Annotated in this window: 20 protein-coding genes; 7 read left to right on the forward strand and 13 right to left on the reverse strand. The window is 59.3% G+C overall.

Annotation, left to right across the window (positions count from 1 at the left end; genetic code table 11):
• The first annotated feature begins 101 nt into the window (after window positions 1-101).
• Window positions 102-659 (forward strand): hypothetical protein, encoded by a 558-nt coding sequence (locus tag ACR0J5_RS09155; protein WP_480652526.1) that lies wholly within the window; start codon window positions 102-104, stop codon window positions 657-659.
• A gap of 77 nt (window positions 660-736) precedes the next feature.
• Window positions 737-1,609: an S-methyl-5'-thioadenosine phosphorylase gene (locus ACR0J5_RS09160; RefSeq protein WP_480652528.1), complete on the forward strand. Its 873-nt coding sequence runs from the start codon at window positions 737-739 to the stop codon at window positions 1,607-1,609.
• A 5-nt stretch (window positions 1,610-1,614) separates the two neighbouring features.
• Here the strand turns inward: ACR0J5_RS09160 and ACR0J5_RS09165 are convergent, their stop codons facing one another.
• The gene (locus tag ACR0J5_RS09165) at window positions 1,615-2,484 is read right to left on the reverse strand and encodes an alpha/beta hydrolase (protein ID WP_480652530.1); all 870 of its coding nucleotides are present in this window, start codon (window positions 2,482-2,484) and stop codon (window positions 1,615-1,617) included.
• Window positions 2,485-2,699: 215 nt separating this feature from the next.
• Here ACR0J5_RS09165 and ACR0J5_RS09170 point away from each other — a divergent pair, with 215 nt between their 5' ends.
• Window positions 2,700-3,716, forward strand: a complete 1,017-nt coding sequence (locus ACR0J5_RS09170; protein WP_480652532.1) for a DUF418 domain-containing protein — start codon at window positions 2,700-2,702, stop codon at window positions 3,714-3,716.
• Window positions 3,717-3,767: 51 nt separating this feature from the next.
• The gene (locus tag ACR0J5_RS09175) at window positions 3,768-4,397 is read left to right on the forward strand and encodes a LysE family translocator (RefSeq protein ID WP_480652534.1); all 630 of its coding nucleotides are present in this window, start codon (window positions 3,768-3,770) and stop codon (window positions 4,395-4,397) included.
• 3 nt (window positions 4,398-4,400) lie between these two features.
• Here the strand turns inward: ACR0J5_RS09175 and ACR0J5_RS09180 are convergent, their stop codons facing one another.
• Window positions 4,401-4,574, reverse strand: coding sequence for a hypothetical protein (locus tag ACR0J5_RS09180; RefSeq protein ID WP_480652536.1), 174 nt, complete (start codon window positions 4,572-4,574; stop codon window positions 4,401-4,403).
• A gap of 106 nt (window positions 4,575-4,680) precedes the next feature.
• Between ACR0J5_RS09180 and ACR0J5_RS09185 the strand changes: the two genes are divergently transcribed.
• The 3 genes from ACR0J5_RS09185 (at window position 4,681) to ACR0J5_RS09195 (ending at window position 6,085) form a co-directional block, all read left to right on the forward strand.
• Entirely contained in the window at window positions 4,681-4,815 is a 135-nt protein-coding gene (locus tag ACR0J5_RS09185; RefSeq protein WP_480652538.1) for a hypothetical protein, read from the forward strand.
• 79 nt (window positions 4,816-4,894) lie between these two features.
• On the forward strand, window positions 4,895-5,434 hold the full coding sequence (locus tag ACR0J5_RS09190; protein WP_239336031.1) for an adenine phosphoribosyltransferase: 540 nt from the start codon (window positions 4,895-4,897) through the stop codon (window positions 5,432-5,434).
• A gap of 168 nt (window positions 5,435-5,602) precedes the next feature.
• On the forward strand, window positions 5,603-6,085 hold the full coding sequence (locus ACR0J5_RS09195) for a fasciclin domain-containing protein (RefSeq protein WP_480652541.1): 483 nt from the start codon (window positions 5,603-5,605) through the stop codon (window positions 6,083-6,085).
• Between the two features lie 39 nt (window positions 6,086-6,124).
• Here the strand turns inward: ACR0J5_RS09195 and ACR0J5_RS09200 are convergent, their stop codons facing one another.
• The 11 genes from ACR0J5_RS09200 to coxB all read right to left on the reverse strand — a co-directional run bounded on the left by ACR0J5_RS09200 (window position 6,125) and on the right by coxB (window position 16,063).
• Window positions 6,125-7,531 carry an FAD-binding oxidoreductase gene (locus ACR0J5_RS09200; protein WP_480652543.1) on the reverse strand — a complete coding sequence of 469 codons (1,407 nt, stop codon included), beginning with the start codon at window positions 7,529-7,531 and terminating at the stop codon, window positions 6,125-6,127.
• A 38-nt stretch (window positions 7,532-7,569) separates the two neighbouring features.
• Window positions 7,570-8,388, reverse strand: a complete 819-nt coding sequence (locus ACR0J5_RS09205) for an MBL fold metallo-hydrolase (protein ID WP_480652545.1) — start codon at window positions 8,386-8,388, stop codon at window positions 7,570-7,572.
• A 103-nt stretch (window positions 8,389-8,491) separates the two neighbouring features.
• The gene (locus tag ACR0J5_RS09210; RefSeq protein WP_480652547.1) at window positions 8,492-9,076 is read right to left on the reverse strand and encodes a GNAT family N-acetyltransferase; all 585 of its coding nucleotides are present in this window, start codon (window positions 9,074-9,076) and stop codon (window positions 8,492-8,494) included.
• The gene (locus tag ACR0J5_RS09215) at window positions 9,076-10,338 is read right to left on the reverse strand and encodes a M16 family metallopeptidase (protein WP_480652549.1); all 1,263 of its coding nucleotides are present in this window, start codon (window positions 10,336-10,338) and stop codon (window positions 9,076-9,078) included. Before ACR0J5_RS09215 ends, ACR0J5_RS09210 begins: the two co-directional genes overlap by 1 nt.
• Window positions 10,335-11,723 (reverse strand): threonine synthase, encoded by a 1,389-nt coding sequence (thrC, locus tag ACR0J5_RS09220; protein ID WP_480652551.1) that lies wholly within the window; start codon window positions 11,721-11,723, stop codon window positions 10,335-10,337. Before thrC ends, ACR0J5_RS09215 begins: the two co-directional genes overlap by 4 nt.
• Window positions 11,720-12,397 carry an SURF1 family protein gene (locus ACR0J5_RS09225; RefSeq protein WP_480652553.1) on the reverse strand — a complete coding sequence of 226 codons (678 nt, stop codon included), beginning with the start codon at window positions 12,395-12,397 and terminating at the stop codon, window positions 11,720-11,722. The genes thrC and ACR0J5_RS09225 overlap by 4 nt, the downstream gene beginning before the upstream one ends.
• A 153-nt stretch (window positions 12,398-12,550) precedes the next feature.
• On the reverse strand, window positions 12,551-13,366 hold the full coding sequence (locus tag ACR0J5_RS09230) for a cytochrome c oxidase subunit 3 (RefSeq protein WP_480652555.1): 816 nt from the start codon (window positions 13,364-13,366) through the stop codon (window positions 12,551-12,553).
• Window positions 13,367-13,388: 22 nt separating this feature from the next.
• Window positions 13,389-13,964, reverse strand: coding sequence for a cytochrome c oxidase assembly protein (locus ACR0J5_RS09235; RefSeq protein ID WP_480652557.1), 576 nt, complete (start codon window positions 13,962-13,964; stop codon window positions 13,389-13,391).
• Window positions 13,964-14,125 carry a hypothetical protein gene (locus ACR0J5_RS09240; protein ID WP_480652559.1) on the reverse strand — a complete coding sequence of 54 codons (162 nt, stop codon included), beginning with the start codon at window positions 14,123-14,125 and terminating at the stop codon, window positions 13,964-13,966. The genes ACR0J5_RS09235 and ACR0J5_RS09240 overlap by 1 nt, the downstream gene beginning before the upstream one ends.
• The gene (gene cyoE / locus ACR0J5_RS09245; RefSeq protein ID WP_480652561.1) at window positions 14,122-15,078 is read right to left on the reverse strand and encodes a heme o synthase; all 957 of its coding nucleotides are present in this window, start codon (window positions 15,076-15,078) and stop codon (window positions 14,122-14,124) included. Before cyoE ends, ACR0J5_RS09240 begins: the two co-directional genes overlap by 4 nt.
• 73 nt (window positions 15,079-15,151) lie before the next feature.
• Window positions 15,152-16,063, reverse strand: a complete 912-nt coding sequence (coxB, locus tag ACR0J5_RS09250; protein ID WP_480652563.1) for a cytochrome c oxidase subunit II — start codon at window positions 16,061-16,063, stop codon at window positions 15,152-15,154.
• Window positions 16,064-16,238: the final 175 nt, after the last annotated feature.

Consider the following 16,238-nt stretch of genomic DNA (forward strand, 5'->3'; position numbering starts at 1 on the left):
CCACCGCAGCAGGCGGGAGGCTGCCATGCACACAGCGCATACCCGCTATCTCGCAAAGTCGTGAGTTGCGCAGGCTGGCCCGGATGCGCAGAAGTATCTGCATGCGATGGTTTATCCTTTTTCTACTGACGTCGCTCGCCGCACTGGCGCAGGATTTGCAAGGGAATGACACCGCCAGCAACTGGCGCGTGACCCATTATCAGGCGTTTGGCATCTGGAACTCGATCTGTGATGAGCGCGAAGAATTAGGCGTATTAAAACAACGCTGCTACATCCGTCGGGCCGAGGTGTTCTCGCTGCGGCCGAAATTCGGGGCTCAGTTCGTTTTCAGTACCCCTGCCCCCGATGGTGTTGCGATTGAATTCGGGATGGAGCCGGGCACGCTGTTTCAACCGTCGGGATTTCGGATCGATGGGGCCGATGGCACCATCTGGCGCACCCGCCGCCCCGGTTGCCTGACCGGGCTAAGCTGTACCTTCGAAGGCAGCCGGGCCGATGAGATCGTCGAGGCCATGCTGCAGGGCGACGCCTATCGCTTTGTTTTCCGGGACCGGCATGGACAATCGCAGGATCTGACCTGGGCGTTGCAGGGGTTCAACGAGGCTTGGCAGGATTTTCAGGATCAGGCACGGGCGCGGGATCTTTTCCAGTCGGATTAAGCGGTCGCGCCCCCTTGCCAAACCGCAGATCGCGGCGCACAAATCTCTGACCAGCCACCAGAAATCGGAGACGTCCCGTGACCCAGACCAGAATTGCCATCATCGGCGGATCAGGCATCTATGACATTGACGGGCTGGAGAATTCGGAATGGGTCACCGTGGAAACGCCGTGGGGCCGACCCTCGGACCAGATTCTGACCGGATCACTGGGCGGCGTCGACATGGCCTTTCTGCCCCGCCACGGGCGCGGGCACGTGCATTCCCCGACCGAGGTTCCCTATCGCGCCAATATCGATGCGCTCAAGCGGTTGGGGGTCACGGATGTGATCTCGGTCTCTGCCTGCGGTTCGTTCCGCGAACATATGGCACCGGGCGATTTCGTAATCGTCGACCAGTTCATCGACCGGACCTTTGCGCGCGAGAAAAGCTTTTTCGGCACCGGCTGCGTGGCCCATGTCAGCGTGGCGCATCCCACCTGCCCGCGCCTGTCAGACGCGTGCGAGGCTGCGGGCAAAGCCGCAGGTGTCACCATACATCGCGGCGGCACATATCTGGCGATGGAGGGGCCACAATTCTCGACCCTCGCGGAATCGAAAATGTATCGCGAACAATGGGGCTGCGACGTGATTGGCATGACCAACATGCCCGAGGCGAAACTCGCCCGTGAGGCAGAGCTTTGCTATGCCTCAATCGCGATGGTCACCGATTATGACAGCTGGCATCCCGATCACGGAGAGGTCGACGTAAGTGCCATCATCGCCACCCTCACAGGCAATGCCGAGAAAGGCCGCGCGCTGGTCAAAGGTCTGCCCGCCCTGTTGGGCCCTGACCGCGCGCCCTGCCAACATGGCTGCGATCGGGCCTTGGAGTACGCGATCCTGACCGCGCCGGAAAAACGCGACCCGGCACTGCTGGCCAAGCTGGATGCGGTTGCGGGCCGGGTTTTGTGACCCGGCTATTGCGTCAGCGTGCTGTGCACCTGATCCCACAACCCATGCGTCCATAGATCGTTGTGGGTTCCGCCCTGCGCGACGTAAAGCTGGGCGTTCTCACCCGCCTTTGCCGCCAGCGCCTGACCGTGGTGCAGCGGAACCACTTGATCCTCGGTGCCGTGGAAGATCAGGATGGGCACGGTAATCGAGTCAATCACATCGCGCGTGGCAAACTGGTCCCTCATCAGGGTTGAGACGGGCAGAAACGGATAGCGCTCTGAGGCCACATCGACAGTGGCGGTAAACGGGGCTTCAAGAACCAATAGCTGCGCGTTCGGGCGTTCCTGAGCGACGGCGGCTGCAATACCGGTGCCCAGGCTCTGACCATGCAGGACGACATCCGCGCCTTCGCCGTCCAGACGGTCGAACAACGCGATCCCATCCGAGATCAACGCCAGTTCTGACGGCTCGCCCTGACTACCGGGAAAGCCGCGATAGCTGGGCGCCAGCAGGCCATAGCCGCTGTTGAGTATTTCACGTATCCGATCCGCGCGATCCCCCAGATTGCCGCTTTGGCCGTGAAAGAACAGAACGGTTGGCGCGCCTTCGGTCGCGGCGGGCGCAGACCACGCCGTCAGGACAACCCCATCCGACATCGGGATCGAGATCACCTCAACATCGGCCAGCCCAACTGCCGTAGGGTCCGGCAGCGCGCCGGACGGTTTATACAGCAGATTGTCCTGATTGACGTACATGTACCCCAGGATGCCCGCGTAAAACACCGCACCGATCAGGATCAACAGGACAAGCACACGTCGCGTGCGCCCGGATTTTGGCTCGGGCTTGTTCATTTGTTCGAATACCTTGGAATAATCGGGATGCGACTGCGTCACACGTGCCTCCAATCCTGTGAATTTATCTCAGTTTGGGCGCTTTGGGCTGCGATTCAAGCAAGATGAATCGCTCTTCACTCAATCTTTAACTTCTGTTTGCAGCAACGCCCGAGGCGGTGAGTCCCCGCCTCTCGGATTATTTACTCAAAACCAAACATCGAACCGTATTTGCGCCACAAATCTGGGGCATCACGCCGCAAAGACAAAGGACCGAGATGAAACGTTTGCACGCATTGGACGCCGCGCGGTATTTGGCATTCTGCGGAATGGTGCTGGTGAACTTCCGCATCGCCGCACAGGTTGCGCCGGGGCATGACTGGGCGTCGGTTCTGGTGGACGCGTTAGAAGGACGGGCGGCGGCGCTGTTCGTGATCCTAGCGGGCATTGGCATAGGTTTGTCCAATATCCAAGCCGGGATTTTGCTGCGCCGCGCGGCATTTCTGTTTGTGCTTGGCCTGATCAACATGTCCGTTTTCGACGCCGACATCCTGCATTTCTATGCGCTCTATTTCGTCATTGGGGCCGCCTTTCTGACAGCCCCCACGCGCGGGCTGTGGCTGGGCGCGCTGGGGATTGTCGTGTTGTCCGTTCTGGCAAACCTAGTCTTTGACTATGACCGGGGGTGGGATTGGGCCACCCTGACCTATACCGACCTGTGGACCTTGCCCGGGTTTCTGCGCAATGCCCTTTTCAACGGCTGGCACCCGGTCCTGCCCTGGGCCGCCTTCCTGCTGATTGGCATGGCCATCGGCCGGTCCGAGCTGCACACGATCTGCATTCAGCACCGGTTGATCATGTGGGGGTACGGTGCGGCGGTTCTGGCCCTGTTCCCCGCAATGCTGGTCGCGAACCCTGAACTGGCGGCCTATTTGGGCACCGAGTCCATCCCACCGGGGCCGTTCTATATTCTGGCCGGAACCGGATCGTCCTGCGTGGTGATCGGTCTGCTGCTGAAACTATGGCCCAAAATTGCGAACCTGCGCATTGGTCCGATCCTGACGGCACCGGGGCGTCAAAGCCTGACGCTCTATATGGCGCATATCCTGATCGGGATGGGCGTGCTTGAGGAAATGGGTCTGCTGGATGGCACGCTCAGCGCGCCGCAGATTGTTGGATATGCCCTGCTGTTCTGCGCCTTGTCCTCGGGGTTTGCCCTGCTGTGGGCGCGGCGGTTCAAACGCGGCCCGCTTGAGGCCGCAATGCGCCGCGTGACCGAGCCGGGAAAGGCTTGACCTGAGGCGCGCGCCAAGGCTTGGTGGGCAGATCGCAACACAGGATCGCACATGTCCCTTGATCTTTGGCTAACCTTCGTGGTCGCATCCACCGCCCTGCTTCTTGTCCCCGGCCCCACCGTTCTGCTGGTTCTCAGCTATGCCTTGTCCAAAGGCCGCAGTGTTGCGGTTGCATCCGCCACAGGGGTCGCAGCGGGGGATCTGGTGGCCATGACAGCCTCGCTTTTGGGGCTTGGTGCGTTGGTGCTGGCCTCGGCCACGCTGTTTTCAGTGCTGAAATGGGCGGGCGCGGCCTATCTGATCTGGTTGGGCATCAAATTGCTGCGCAGCGCGCCGTCGGGCGGGTTGCAAACCGTCGAGACCGGGCGCAACGTCACCGCCCGAGGCGTGTTTGGCCACGCCGCAGCCGTCACCGCCCTGAACCCCAAATCCATCGCGTTCTTTATCGCCTTTGTGCCGCAATTCCTGCGCCCTGCGGAACCGCTGGGGCCGCAATTTGTGATCCTGATCGCAACCTTCGTCGGCCTCGCCTGGCTGAACGCGCTGGCCTATGCACTTTTGGCGGACAAGCTGCGTCGCATGATCGGACGCCCCAATGTCATCACGAACCTGACCCGGTTCGGAGGGTTGAGCCTGATCGGTATGGGCATCGCAACGGCCGTGCTGCGCCGCCCGGCCTAAAGATCAGTCCTCGGCGTTTTCTTTCATGAAACTGCGGATAAAGCGACGAATTTCGCGCGCGGCGGATGTGTCCAGCTCTTTGCACAGCTCGACAAAAGCGTCGCGCTCATCCTTGTCCAGACGCAGGACCAACTGACTGTTTTTCTTGGTGGAACCCTTGCCGTCTTTCTTTGCCACGTTGTTTTTCCTCGTCGAACACTTGATTCCGCCAGCTATTCATTGTATATACATAGCATAGAAATTGTAGGTATCGAGCACCTAACAATAAAAAAGGAATATGGCAATGAACCTTCATACTGCTCAGGCATTTCTTTTGCGAGACCAGCGCAATTGGCGCAAACCCCACCTGTCGTGGTTGCCCGCCGCGCTGTACCGCTACAAGAGCCTGCCGAACGCGATTACGGGCCGTCACAAATAAGGCTGACCAATCAATCCTTGCATGACTGACCCCAATGGGCCAAACAGCCCAGCGTATTTTGACGCCAGAGGGGCCAGCCATGTCCAGAAACAAATCGGTCAAGGATTACATCCGCACCATCGTTGATTTCCCGCACGAAGGGATCATGTTTCGGGACGTCACAACCCTGTTTGCCGACCCGCGCGGGTTTCGCATGGCGATCGACCAGATGCTGCACCCCTATGCGGGCGAACGGATCGACAAGGTTGTCGGGCTTGAGGCGCGCGGCTTTATTCTGGGCGGGGCCATCGCCCATCAGTTGAGCGTTGGCTTTGTTCCCATCCGCAAAAAGGGCAAGCTGCCCGGCACCACCATCAGCCAGGATTACAAACTGGAATATGGCGAGGCGATCGTCGAAATCCACGACGACGCCATTCAACCCGGCGAGAAAATTCTGGTGGTCGATGACCTGCTGGCAACCGGCGGCACCGCTGCCGCCGGGATCAAGCTGATCGAACGTCTGGGCGGCGAGATCGTGTCATGTTCTTTCATCATCGACCTGCCTGAGCTGGGTGGGCGAAAGGTGCTGGAAGATATGGGCATGGACGTGCAAGTTCTGTGCGAATTCGAGGGGCTCTGAGCTCCATTCAGTCACAAAAATGTGAGTGGAAATCTCAGGTGGCGCTGACTTAGCGCCACTCGGCCTGCGGTCAAGTAGATTTCATAGACGTATTCAGTGATCTTGTTGCGTGGATACGGCGTACCCCCGGTGATGTCATTTGAGACATTCCAACAAGGGAACTCTATCATGTTTCGCAAATTTGCTTTCGCCGGTGTGGCTGGTCTGATCCTGAGCACCTCTGCCTATGCCGACGGTCACTCCAAAGATATCGTCGACACCGCCGTGGGCGCGGGCAGCTTTGAAACCCTGGTCGCGGCTGTTCAGGCAGCTGAGCTGGTCGATACCCTGAAGGGCGAAGGCCCCTTCACCGTATTCGCCCCCACAGACGAGGCCTTTGCTGCCCTGCCGGAAGGCACGGTTGAGACGCTGCTGAAGCCCGAGAACAAGGACCAATTGGTCGCCGTTCTGACCTACCACGTGGTGCCGGGCAAAGTGATGTCGGGTGATCTGTCGGACGATATGACAGCCGCCACTGTTCAGGGCGGAGACATAACTATCGATCTGGACAACGGCGTTATGGTGAATGACGCAAATGTCGTTCAGGCCGATATTGAAACGTCGAACGGTGTGATCCACGTGATCGACAAGGTCATCCTGCCGGGTTCGTAAACCCTCTGGCGCGGCTGGGTTCGACCCGGGCCGCGCCCTCTATCGCAGAACCGCGCCGGGGTTCATAATTCCCAGCGGATCAAGCGCCGTCTTGATGGCGCGCATGGCCGTCAATTTGGTCCCATCCCCATATTTCTCAAGATCACCGGTTTTCAGCCGTCCGACGCCATGCTCTGCGCTGACAGATCCGCCAAAGGCGTGCACCAAATCATGCACCACCTCTTTGACGGCCTGCCGCTGGTTATCAAATTCAGATCGGTCACGGCCTGTCGGAGGGAAAACGTTATAGTGTAGATTGCCGTCCCCCAAATGCCCGAAACAGTTGATGCGGAACGGCCCCAGTGCCCCGATCACATCGGCACCTTTCACAATGAATGCGGGAATCTCTGTAATCGGAACAGAAATGTCGTGGCTGGACACCGATCCGATCAGCCGGTTCGCCTCGGGTATGTTTTCGCGCACGGCCCAAAGCTCGGCCCGCTGCGCCTCGTTCTGCGCGATGACGGCGTCCCCCACCAGACCATCCGCCGCCGCATAGAGCGCTTCCAGCGCCTCGGACGGCGCCTGCCCCGCGAACAATCCCAGTTCGATCAACACGCACCATTCCGGCTGCGCGGCAAAAGGCTGACGTACCTCCGGCAGGACTTCGGTCAGGAATTGCAGCCCCTGCCTGTGGATCAGTTCGAACGTACTGACCGCGTCGCCCAACTGATCCCGCGCCAGCGCCAGCAGATCAATCGCGGCCTCGGGCGAGGCGACCTGAATCATTGCGGACCCAACCGCTGCGGGACGTGGAAACAGCATCAAAGACGCCGCCGTGATAATCCCCAACGTACCCTCGGCCCCGATCAGCAAATTGCGCAGGTCATAACCGGTGTTGTCCTTGCGCAACCGGCTAAGGCCATGCCAAATCTCACCACTGGGCAGCACCGCCTCAAGCCCCAGACACAGATCACGCGCATTACCATAGCGCAAAACGTTGACGCCCCCGGCATTGGTCGCAAGGTTGCCGCCAATCCGGCACGACCCTTGGGCGGCCAACGCCAACGGGAACAGTCGATCCGCCGCGTCCGCCGCATCCTGCACATCGGCCAGAATGGCGCCGGCTTCGGCAATCAGGATGTTTTCGGTTGGATACACTGCCCGGATCGCGCTCATCCGCTCCATTGAGATCAACAGCGGCGCAGGCCCTTCGGGCATCACCTGCCCGCCTACCAATCCGGTACCACCGCCATAAGGCACAACCGGCACCCGTGCCGTCGCCGCCAGCCGAACCAACGCAGACACGTCCTGGACCGAGCGTGGCAGGGCCAGCAGGCCCACCTGCCCGGCAAAGCGACGACGCGGTTCTTCCAGATAGCGCTCTGTCACAGGACGCAAAATATCGTCACCCAGTTGAGAGCGGATCAGGTCGGCAAGGGCTTCATCTGCGGAATTCAGTGTCATACCCATTCCTTGCCCAAGCAACCGGGCCACCACAAGCCTTATTCCAAATCAATGAGATAACGCGGCTCAAGAACCACCACCGTGGGCCTGTCGGGCAACGTACGCAGCGACACAGTCAACTCGGAAACTCCATTCCGCTCAACCGGAAACTCATCCCGGATATCGACCAGAAACCGATCCAGCGAAAAGCCCGAGAACCAGTGCATCGGGATAATGACCGAGCTTTTGAGCCGTTTCAGCACCTCGATCATGTCGGGCAACGGCATGGTCGTGCCCCCATCCACCGCCGCCATCACCACATCAAGACGCCCCAGCGCAGCGAATTGCTCATCTGAGGGTACATGGTGCAAATGGCCCAGATGGCCGATGCACAACCCTTCGATCTCAAACACAAAGATCGAATTGCCGCGCTCTTCCACTCCGCCATAGACCGACCGGATATCGGTCGAGACATTGCGCACCAGCATTTCACCAAGGTCCAGATGATGGTCGATCCCCTGCCCGAACTCGCCCCAGCCAGGCAGAACATGGGGAATGGCCGGGTCAGGATGTGCGGTCCAATGGGTGCTGTGGGCGTGGTTCATGGTCACGACATCGGGGATCAGATCCGCGCCGCCGATAAACCCGGTGAAATCCGTAACTGCATTCAAACCGCCCTGCGTCTGGATCAGGAAGGACGCATGGGCAACGTAACTGATCCGCACCGAGAACTCGGGCACCGGATCATTCCAGGCCGCTTTGTGCAGATACTCAATCCCGGGCGCTGCATCCGCGATGGCAATACAATGGCTCGGCCGCCGCTCCTGCGCCGCAGCCCCGCCCGAAATCATCATCAATGCCGCAACCAACCAGCGCATGACCTGATATTAGCGCAGACGCGGGCCAAGTCATGCCCCTAGTTCATCTGGCCTTAAATATCCCGGGGTTTGGGGCAGAGCCCCGATGACCCGCAGGGTCACACTACCCCGCGTCGGTCTTACCGCGCCGGTCAGACCGCAGACACGCATACAGAACATGCGTCCGCCACCGCCCGTTGATCTGCAAATAGGATTGCGCCACGCCCTCATATTTGAACGCCGACCGCTCCAACAACCCGCGTGAGGGCGTGTTTTCGGGCAAACACGCGGCCTCGATCCGGCTCAGGTCCAGACGGGTGAAGGCATGATGCACAACAGCGCCAATCGCCTCGCGCATATAGCCGTTGCGGGCATAGGCCTGACCGGTCCAATAGCCCAGCGTCCCGGCCTGTGCCGGACCGCGCCGGATATTGTCCAGGGTGATCGCCCCCACCAGCACATCATCCTCGCGCCGGAACAGGAACAACGGGATCGCCGTGCCGCTCGCCACGGATCGCTGCGCCCAATAGACACGGTTGGTGAAAGACTTGCGGCTTAAGTGATCCTTGGCCCAGATCGGCTCCCACGGGGTCAGAAACTCTTTCGAGGCCCGCCGCAGCGCCGCCCAGTCGTTGAAATCGGAATGAACGGGCGGGCGCAGGCTGAGGCGCGCTGTTTCAAGTTTCAGCTTGCGTCGGCCCAAAAGCATCACGCCGCGCGCCTCTCCTGTAGTGTCGCCAATGTGGGCGCACCCGAGACCGGACCATAAAGCGCCAGCGCCGCCGGGGCCTGCACCGCCATCGTCTCGGCAAAGGCGCGCACGTCCTTTGTGCTGACTGCATCGATCTTGGCGACCGTGTCCTCAAGCGAGGGCACCCTGCCCCAAATCTGCACCAGCCGCGCCAGCCGTTCCGCCCGGTTCGACGGACTTTCCAGCCCCATCAGCATCCCGGCCTTCATCTGCGCGCGGGCGCGGGCGACCTCTTCAGGGCCCATATCCTCAGCAGCACGCTTCATCTCATCGATGGTAATCGCGGCCAATTCGCCCACCTGATCCGCCGACGTTCCGGCGTAGATCGTCGTCGTTCCGGTATCCGCATAGGCTCCGGTCTGCGCAAAGATCGTATAGCAGAGCCCGCGCGTCTCGCGCACTTCCTGAAACAGGCGCGAAGACATACCGCCGCCCAAAGCGGTGGAATAGATCTGAGCCGTATAGATCGCATCGTCGCGATAGCCCGGGCTTTCCAGCGCCAGCGCGAAATGGGCCTGTTCGAGGTCCTTCTCCTGCCGCGCTTCACCGCCGGTGAATTTCGCGGCTTCGGCAATCAAACCTTTGCGCGGTTGCAGATGACCAAACATCTCTTCGGCCATTTTCATCAGCGCATCATGATCCACGGCCCCCGCCGCCGACAGGATCATCTGCTCGGGCCCATAATGCTCAGCCACGAAACCCGACAGGTCTTCGCGCGAAAACGCGCTGACCCGCTCAGACGGTCCCAGAATGGTGCGGCCCAGGGGCTGGTCGTGATAGCTCTGCTCTTGCAGCCAGTCAAAGATCACGTCGTCGGGCGTGTCATAGGCCTGACCGATTTCCTGCAGGATCACGCCACGCTCAACTTCGATCTCGCGCGGGTCGAAAATCGGGTTCAGAACGATGTCGCCGATGACATCCATCGCCAACGCCACGTCGTCTTTCAAAACGCGCGCGTAATAGGCCGTCACCTCGCGCGATGTGTAGGCGTTGATATACCCGCCCACATCCTCAATCGCTTCGGCGATTTGCAGCGCGGATCGCCGCTCGGTTCCCTTGAACGCCATGTGTTCAAGAAAATGCGCGATGCCGTTCTGTTCGATCCGCTCGTTCCGCGCACCCGCGGTCACCCAGATGCCGATGGCCGCAGATTGCAGCCCCGGTATGTTCTCACTGACGATCCGAAATCCGTTCTTCAGCTGGTCTTGTCTGACAGTCACTCGGCGATATGCCCTTTGATATGATCCTCAAGGGCGCCCAGATCATTGGCAATCCGTGTCACCCGTTCCGGACGTTCATACAGATCAGACATGCGGGATGGAAGAGGCGGATGTTCCCCGCTCGCCTTCTCAACCGCCGCCGGGAATTTCGCCGGATGCGCAGTGGCCAACGTGATCATCGGCACGTCTGCGGCACGATGGTCTTCGCCCACCTTGATACCGATAGCAGTGTGCGGGCAGACCAGTTCCGCACTGTGGGCCAGCGTGTGTTTGATCGTCTCCAGCGTTTCATCCTCGGACACCCGGCCCGAGTCAAAGCTTTCGCGCAGGGCTTCCATCGCGCCTTGGCTCACGTTGAATCCGCCTGTCTTCAGCTCATCCATCAACTGCGCGACGGCGCTGCCATCCTCGCCATAGGCATAGTACAGCGCACGCTCAAAGTTCGAGCTGACCTGAATATCCATCGACGGGCTGATCGACGGGATTGTATCGCCCTTGAAGTACCCCTCGCCCGAGAGGCAACGATGCAGAATGTCGTTTTGGTTGGTCGCGACAACCAGACGGTCGATGGGCAAACCCATACGCTTGGCCAGATAGCCCGCGAAGATATCGCCAAAGTTGCCGGTCGGCACGGTAAAGCTGACCTTGCGATGCGGTGCACCAGCACTAACAGCCGCCGAGAAATAGTACACGATCTGCGCCAGCACCCGTGCGAAGTTGATCGAGTTCACTCCGGCCAGTTTCACCCCGTCACGAAAATCGAAATCGTTGAACATATCCTTCAGCGCGGCCTGACAATCGTCAAAATCGCCATCCACAGCGAGCGAGTGCACATTGCTGTCGGCCGGCGTGGTCATCTGGCGGCGCTGCACCTCGGACACACGGCCATGGGGGAACAGAATGAACACATCCACCGCGTCCAGTCCTCGGAATGCTTCGATTGCGGCCGAACCTGTATCCCCACTGGTCGCGCCCACGATGGTTACGCGATCCCCACGCCGTTTCAGGGCCACCTGAAACAACTGGCCAATCAGCTGCATTGCAAAGTCCTTGAATGCCAATGTCGGACCGTGGAACAACTCCAGCAAGAAGTGGTTCTCGTTCAACTGCTTCAATGGCGCACGGGCGTCGTGGCCGAACCCTGCATAGGCGCGGGCAATGATATCCTTGAACTCATCTTCGGTGAATGAACCGCTGACATAGGGCCACATCACGCGGAATGCGATCTCTTCATAGGACAGACCGGCCAGCGCGGCGATCTCATCATGGCTCATCACCGGGATCTCGGCGGGCAGGTACAAGCCGCCGTCGCGGGCAAGGCCCGTCAGCATCGCCTCTTCAAAGGTCAGTTCAGGCGCTTGGCCACGGGTCGAGATGTATTTCATTGCTCTTCACTCTGTGCAGGGGCGCGGTTGCGCCACAGGAAATAACCGGTCATTGCGGCCCAGACCAGAGCCAGACCAAACCATGTGATTGCGTATTGCAGATGATCGTTGGGAATGCCCGCCGTATCGACGGGCAATGGCGTAATGCCAGTGTCGGTTTGCGAACGCGCGATTAACAAGACAGGCTCTGTCCCCAGCGCGGCAGCCAGATTGGGCACATCGCGTGCAAACCAGATGTTCGCGTCGATATCCGCCTCGGGGGTGTAGCTGTCGATCTCATCCGGCCAGTGCAGATTTCCCGTGACCTCCATCGGGCCAATCAAGCGATCCGTTTGCTTTGCGGTGGTCGGCACAAATCCCCGATCCACCAGAATGGTCCGGTCATCAGTGCTAAACGCTTGAATGATCCGATACCCTGCCCCAACCTGTTTGACAGAAACCAGCACATGGATCTCCCCCGGCTCCATGTCGCCCGAGATCGTGACGGGCAGATACTTGTCTGCCTCCTCGGATGGGGTCTGCGGCAAGCTCACGGGGTCTGCGGTGATACGGGCGTCGATCTCGGCAAGAATACCTTCTTTCCAGGCCAGCCGCTGCACCTGCCAGACGCCCAGTGACAGCAGCACGCCCAAACCGGCGAGCCCAAAGATCAGCAGGAACAGAATGCGACGCATAGTCTGGTGAAACCTTGTTGCAGAAACCGGCGTCTTGTTAAGGGCGGAGCGGTCGAGAATGCAACCACGCAATTGTATCGGGCGCAATCTTGCGCCCAAATAGAGAAAAAGCCGCCCCAAGGGCGGCTTTTGCATTTGGATCCTCTGACCGGCTCAGAACAGCGGGGCCTGACCCCAGATGTAGACCGCGAAGAACAGGAACAGCCAGACCACGTCCACAAAGTGCCAGTACCAGGCGGCCGCTTCAAAACCGACATGCTTCTCGGGCGTAAAGTCCCCGCGTAAGGCCCGGATCAGGCAGACAGTCAGAAAGATCGTCCCGATGATCACGTGGGCACCATGGAAACCCGTCGCCATGAAGAAGTTCGAATAGAACTGGTCGCCACCGAATTCCCAGCCTTCATGCGCCAGCAGCTCATAATATTCATAGGCCTGCAGCGCAGTGAAGAGGATACCCAGAACGATACCGATGGCCAGACCATTGATCAGCGCTTTGCGGTCATTGTCATGCACCAGCGCGTGGTGCGCCCAGGTGATCGCACAACCCGACAGCAACAGGACCAGAGTGTTGATCAGCGGCAGGTGAAACGGGTCAACCGCGTGAATGTCAGGCTGAATGTATTCGGTACCTGCATAGTCGTACATCGGATACATGCGATGTTTGAAGAACGACCAGAACCAGGCAAAGAAGAACATCACCTCGGACATCACGAACAGGATAAAGCCATAGCGCAACCCGATGCGGACAACCGGCGTGTGATCCCCGGCGCGGCTTTCGGCCACCACGTCCGACCACCAGGCGAACATGCAGTACAGGACGCCAACAAGGCCCCCCCAGAACATAAACGATGTTACGCCGTGCATCCAAAGGACGGCGCCGAACAGCATCACAAAACCGGCCACTGCGCTGAACAATGGCCAGACCGATGGTGGCAGAATGTGATAATCGTGGTTTTTAGCGTGTGCCATCTGCGTCCCTCACCTAAAGGCGTTAGTTCGTGTTTGTATCAGCCTGCGCATCCAAGGCAGCATAGCCCTCGGGCAGGTCAATTTCGTAGAATGTATACGACAGAGTGATCGTATGAACATATTTCGCTTCCAGATCGTCAACCATTTCCGGGTCGACGAAGAATGAAACCGGCATCTGAACCCGTTCGCCGGGTTCAAGCACCTGCTCTTCAAAACAGAAACAGGCGATTTTCTGGAAGTATCCGCCCGCCGAATAGGGCGCGACATTATAAGACGCCTGCCCCGCGATCGGCCGGTCTGTGGGATTATACGCCTCATAGAAGGCCAGACCGGTCTCACCAATGCGCACTTCCATCTCGCGCTCGACCGGTTTGAACTCCCAGGCCATATCCTTGGCTTTGGAGGCGTCAAAGCGCACGGTCACGGTACGGTCCAGAATATCCTCAGGCGCTGCTTCGGCCACGCCGGTGGTGCCGCCAAAGCCCGTGACTCGGCAGAACCAGTCGTAAAACGGCACCGCCGCCCACGCGAGGCTGCCCATAAGAACAACCACACCCACGGTTTGCGCAACTGTCTTCTGCGGACCGGACAAAGCCATCAGTTTTGCACCTCCTGCACGGGTTGTCCCAGGCTCGTGCCCGAAACCTTTACAATCGTCAGGCCGAAAATGATCACGATAAAGGCGGCCAGTGTCAGGCCGACCCCAAGGTTGCGGCTAAAGCGACGCTCGTGCAACTCGTGGCTCTTGCGCAGGCTCATGACCAGCCTCCCAGCCCGTAAGGCTTCAACAAGGCTTCAACCAGAATCGCACCGAAATGCAGGAAGAGGTACAACAGCGACAATTTGAAAAAGCTGCGTTCAACCTTGAAATTGTCCGCCTCGGAATCGTCTTCGGTCCGGCGGGAAATCTGCCAAGCACCGCGCAGGAACAGGGCGTTCATCACCACGGCAACGGTCAGATAGACCGGGCCGCCAATGCCCGAAAATGCGGTGCCAACGGCCAGAAGCGCCAGCAGACCGGTATAGATCAGGATATGCCAGCGGGTTGCGCGACGCCCATGGGTCACGGTCAGCATCGGCACGCCCGCATCGTCGTAGTCCGAGCGCATGAACAGCGCCAGCGCCCAGAAATGCGGCGGCGTCCACATGAAGGTCAGGGCGAACATCAGCCATGGCTCAATCGACATAGATCCGGTTGCAGCCACCCATCCGATGACCGGAGGAAATGCCCCTGCCGCACCGCCGATCACGATGTTCTGCGGCGTCGACCGCTTGAGCCACATCGTATAGATCACGACGTAGAAAAAGATGGTAAAGCCCAGAAAAGCCCCGGCAAACCAGTTGGTCGCCAAGCCAAGCATGATCACCGACAGACCCGACAGCGCCAGCCCAAGCGAAAGCGCCTCGCCTTCCTGTACCTTGCCGGCTGGAATCGGACGGTTCTTGGTGCGTTTCATAACGCGGTCGATATCCGCATCCCACCACATGTTCAGGGCACCAGACGCCCCTCCGCCGATGGCGATGAACAGGATGGCGCAAAAGCCCACAACAGGATGCACCGGCACCGGTGCAGCCAGCAGGCCCACCAGCGCGGTGAACACGACCAATGACATCACCCGAGGCTTCAGCAGGGCGAAATAATCGCCAAAGCTGGCCTCGTCCGCGCGGGCCTGCGCAGAAACGGTGCTGGCGTTGATGCTTGCGTCGCTCATGTCGGGTCCTTTTGGGGCGAAAGCTGCGCGAAACCCGCGCAGCTAGCATGTTTGGAATTAGACCGAAACCGGCTTAGTTCGAGGCAACCTGATACGGCACAGGTTGACCGGCATACTCTTCCAGAGCGCCTTGCAGCCATTCGTCATAGGCTTCTTGGCTGACCACTTTGACGGTGATCGGCATGTAGGCATGGTCTTTGCCGCACAGCTCGGAACACTGGCCGAAATAGATACCTTCTTTGTCAGCCTGGAACCACAGCTCGGCCAGACGACCCGGAACACCGTCCTGCTTCACCCCGAATGAGGGGATCGTCCAGGAATGGATCACGTCCGATGCAGTGACCTGCATCACGATGACCTTGCCGACCGGCACAACAACGGCGGTATCGGTGGCCAGCAGCCATTCATCATCGCTGTAGCCCGCGTCCGCCAGCTTTGCCCGCATCGCGTCATCCAGCACGAACGGGGTCACGTCGGCATCCGCAGGGCGCGCGCCTTCGTCCAGCGTCGCCGGGTGACCCAGCAGGTAGCTGTCAAACGCGAAGTCGTGATCGACATATTCGTAGGTCCAGTACCACTGGTTTCCGACAACCTTGATGACAACGTCACCTTCCGGAATTTCCTGCTGTTTGAACAGAACCGGCAGCGAGAAAGCCCCGATGAACACCAGAATCAGGATTGGGCCCAGGGTCCAGGCGATCTCGACCGGGGTGTAGTGCGAAAAACGTGCCGGTGTGGGGTTGGCGCGCTGGTTGTAGCGCACAATGCAGTAAATCAGCAGACCCGCAACGAAAATACAGATTGCGGTGATGATCACCAGAATCATTCCGTCCAGTCGATGAATCCCGGTGGCCAGATCGGTGGCTGCGGGCTGAAAACCCATGCCGCCATCAACCGGTTTGCCAATGATCTCAAGTTCTTGAGCCATGGCGGGAAGGCTGGAGAGGGCTGTCATAAAGCCCGAAAGCATCAAAGCATTCTTCATGTTCTGTCCTGATCGTTTGATCTTTGCGTCCCTGGCGAAAAGGTGTGAATCGGTCGCACCTATCCCGTTGTCTTTGGCAGCGTTAAAAACCATATTCCGGAGGGTAGATAAAGCAAAATGCTTGCGTCAAACAGACGCTGTTTTTGATCTGGATCAAACTCGAAAGGTCCCAACT

The sequence above is a fragment of the Ruegeria sp. BE1 genome, assembly GCF_056538885.1.

Excerpts from the sequence above, each read along its gene's own strand:
- ACR0J5_RS09155 (WP_480652526.1), top strand. The coding sequence starts at position 102 with ATGCGATGGTTTATCCTTTTTCTACTGACGTCGCTCGCCGCACTGGCG.
- ACR0J5_RS09170 (WP_480652532.1), top strand. The coding sequence starts at position 2,700 with ATGAAACGTTTGCACGCATTGGACGCCGCGCGGTATTTGGCATTCTGC.
- ACR0J5_RS09175 (WP_480652534.1), top strand. The coding sequence starts at position 3,768 with ATGTCCCTTGATCTTTGGCTAACCTTCGTGGTCGCATCCACCGCCCTG.
- ACR0J5_RS09185 (WP_480652538.1), top strand. The coding sequence starts at position 4,681 with ATGAACCTTCATACTGCTCAGGCATTTCTTTTGCGAGACCAGCGCAAT.
- ACR0J5_RS09190 (WP_239336031.1), top strand. The coding sequence starts at position 4,895 with ATGTCCAGAAACAAATCGGTCAAGGATTACATCCGCACCATCGTTGAT.
- ACR0J5_RS09195 (WP_480652541.1), top strand. The coding sequence starts at position 5,603 with ATGTTTCGCAAATTTGCTTTCGCCGGTGTGGCTGGTCTGATCCTGAGC.
- ACR0J5_RS09200 (WP_480652543.1), bottom strand. The coding sequence starts at position 7,531 with ATGACACTGAATTCCGCAGATGAAGCCCTTGCCGACCTGATCCGCTCT.
- ACR0J5_RS09205 (WP_480652545.1), bottom strand. The coding sequence starts at position 8,388 with ATGCGCTGGTTGGTTGCGGCATTGATGATGATTTCGGGCGGGGCTGCG.
- ACR0J5_RS09210 (WP_480652547.1), bottom strand. The coding sequence starts at position 9,076 with ATGCTTTTGGGCCGACGCAAGCTGAAACTTGAAACAGCGCGCCTCAGC.
- thrC (WP_480652551.1), bottom strand. The coding sequence starts at position 11,723 with ATGAAATACATCTCGACCCGTGGCCAAGCGCCTGAACTGACCTTTGAA.
- ACR0J5_RS09225 (WP_480652553.1), bottom strand. The coding sequence starts at position 12,397 with ATGCGTCGCATTCTGTTCCTGCTGATCTTTGGGCTCGCCGGTTTGGGC.
- ACR0J5_RS09230 (WP_480652555.1), bottom strand. The coding sequence starts at position 13,366 with ATGGCACACGCTAAAAACCACGATTATCACATTCTGCCACCATCGGTC.
- ACR0J5_RS09235 (WP_480652557.1), bottom strand. The coding sequence starts at position 13,964 with ATGGCTTTGTCCGGTCCGCAGAAGACAGTTGCGCAAACCGTGGGTGTG.
- ACR0J5_RS09240 (WP_480652559.1), bottom strand. The coding sequence starts at position 14,125 with ATGAGCCTGCGCAAGAGCCACGAGTTGCACGAGCGTCGCTTTAGCCGC.
- cyoE (WP_480652561.1), bottom strand. The coding sequence starts at position 15,078 with ATGAGCGACGCAAGCATCAACGCCAGCACCGTTTCTGCGCAGGCCCGC.
- coxB (WP_480652563.1), bottom strand. The coding sequence starts at position 16,063 with ATGAAGAATGCTTTGATGCTTTCGGGCTTTATGACAGCCCTCTCCAGC.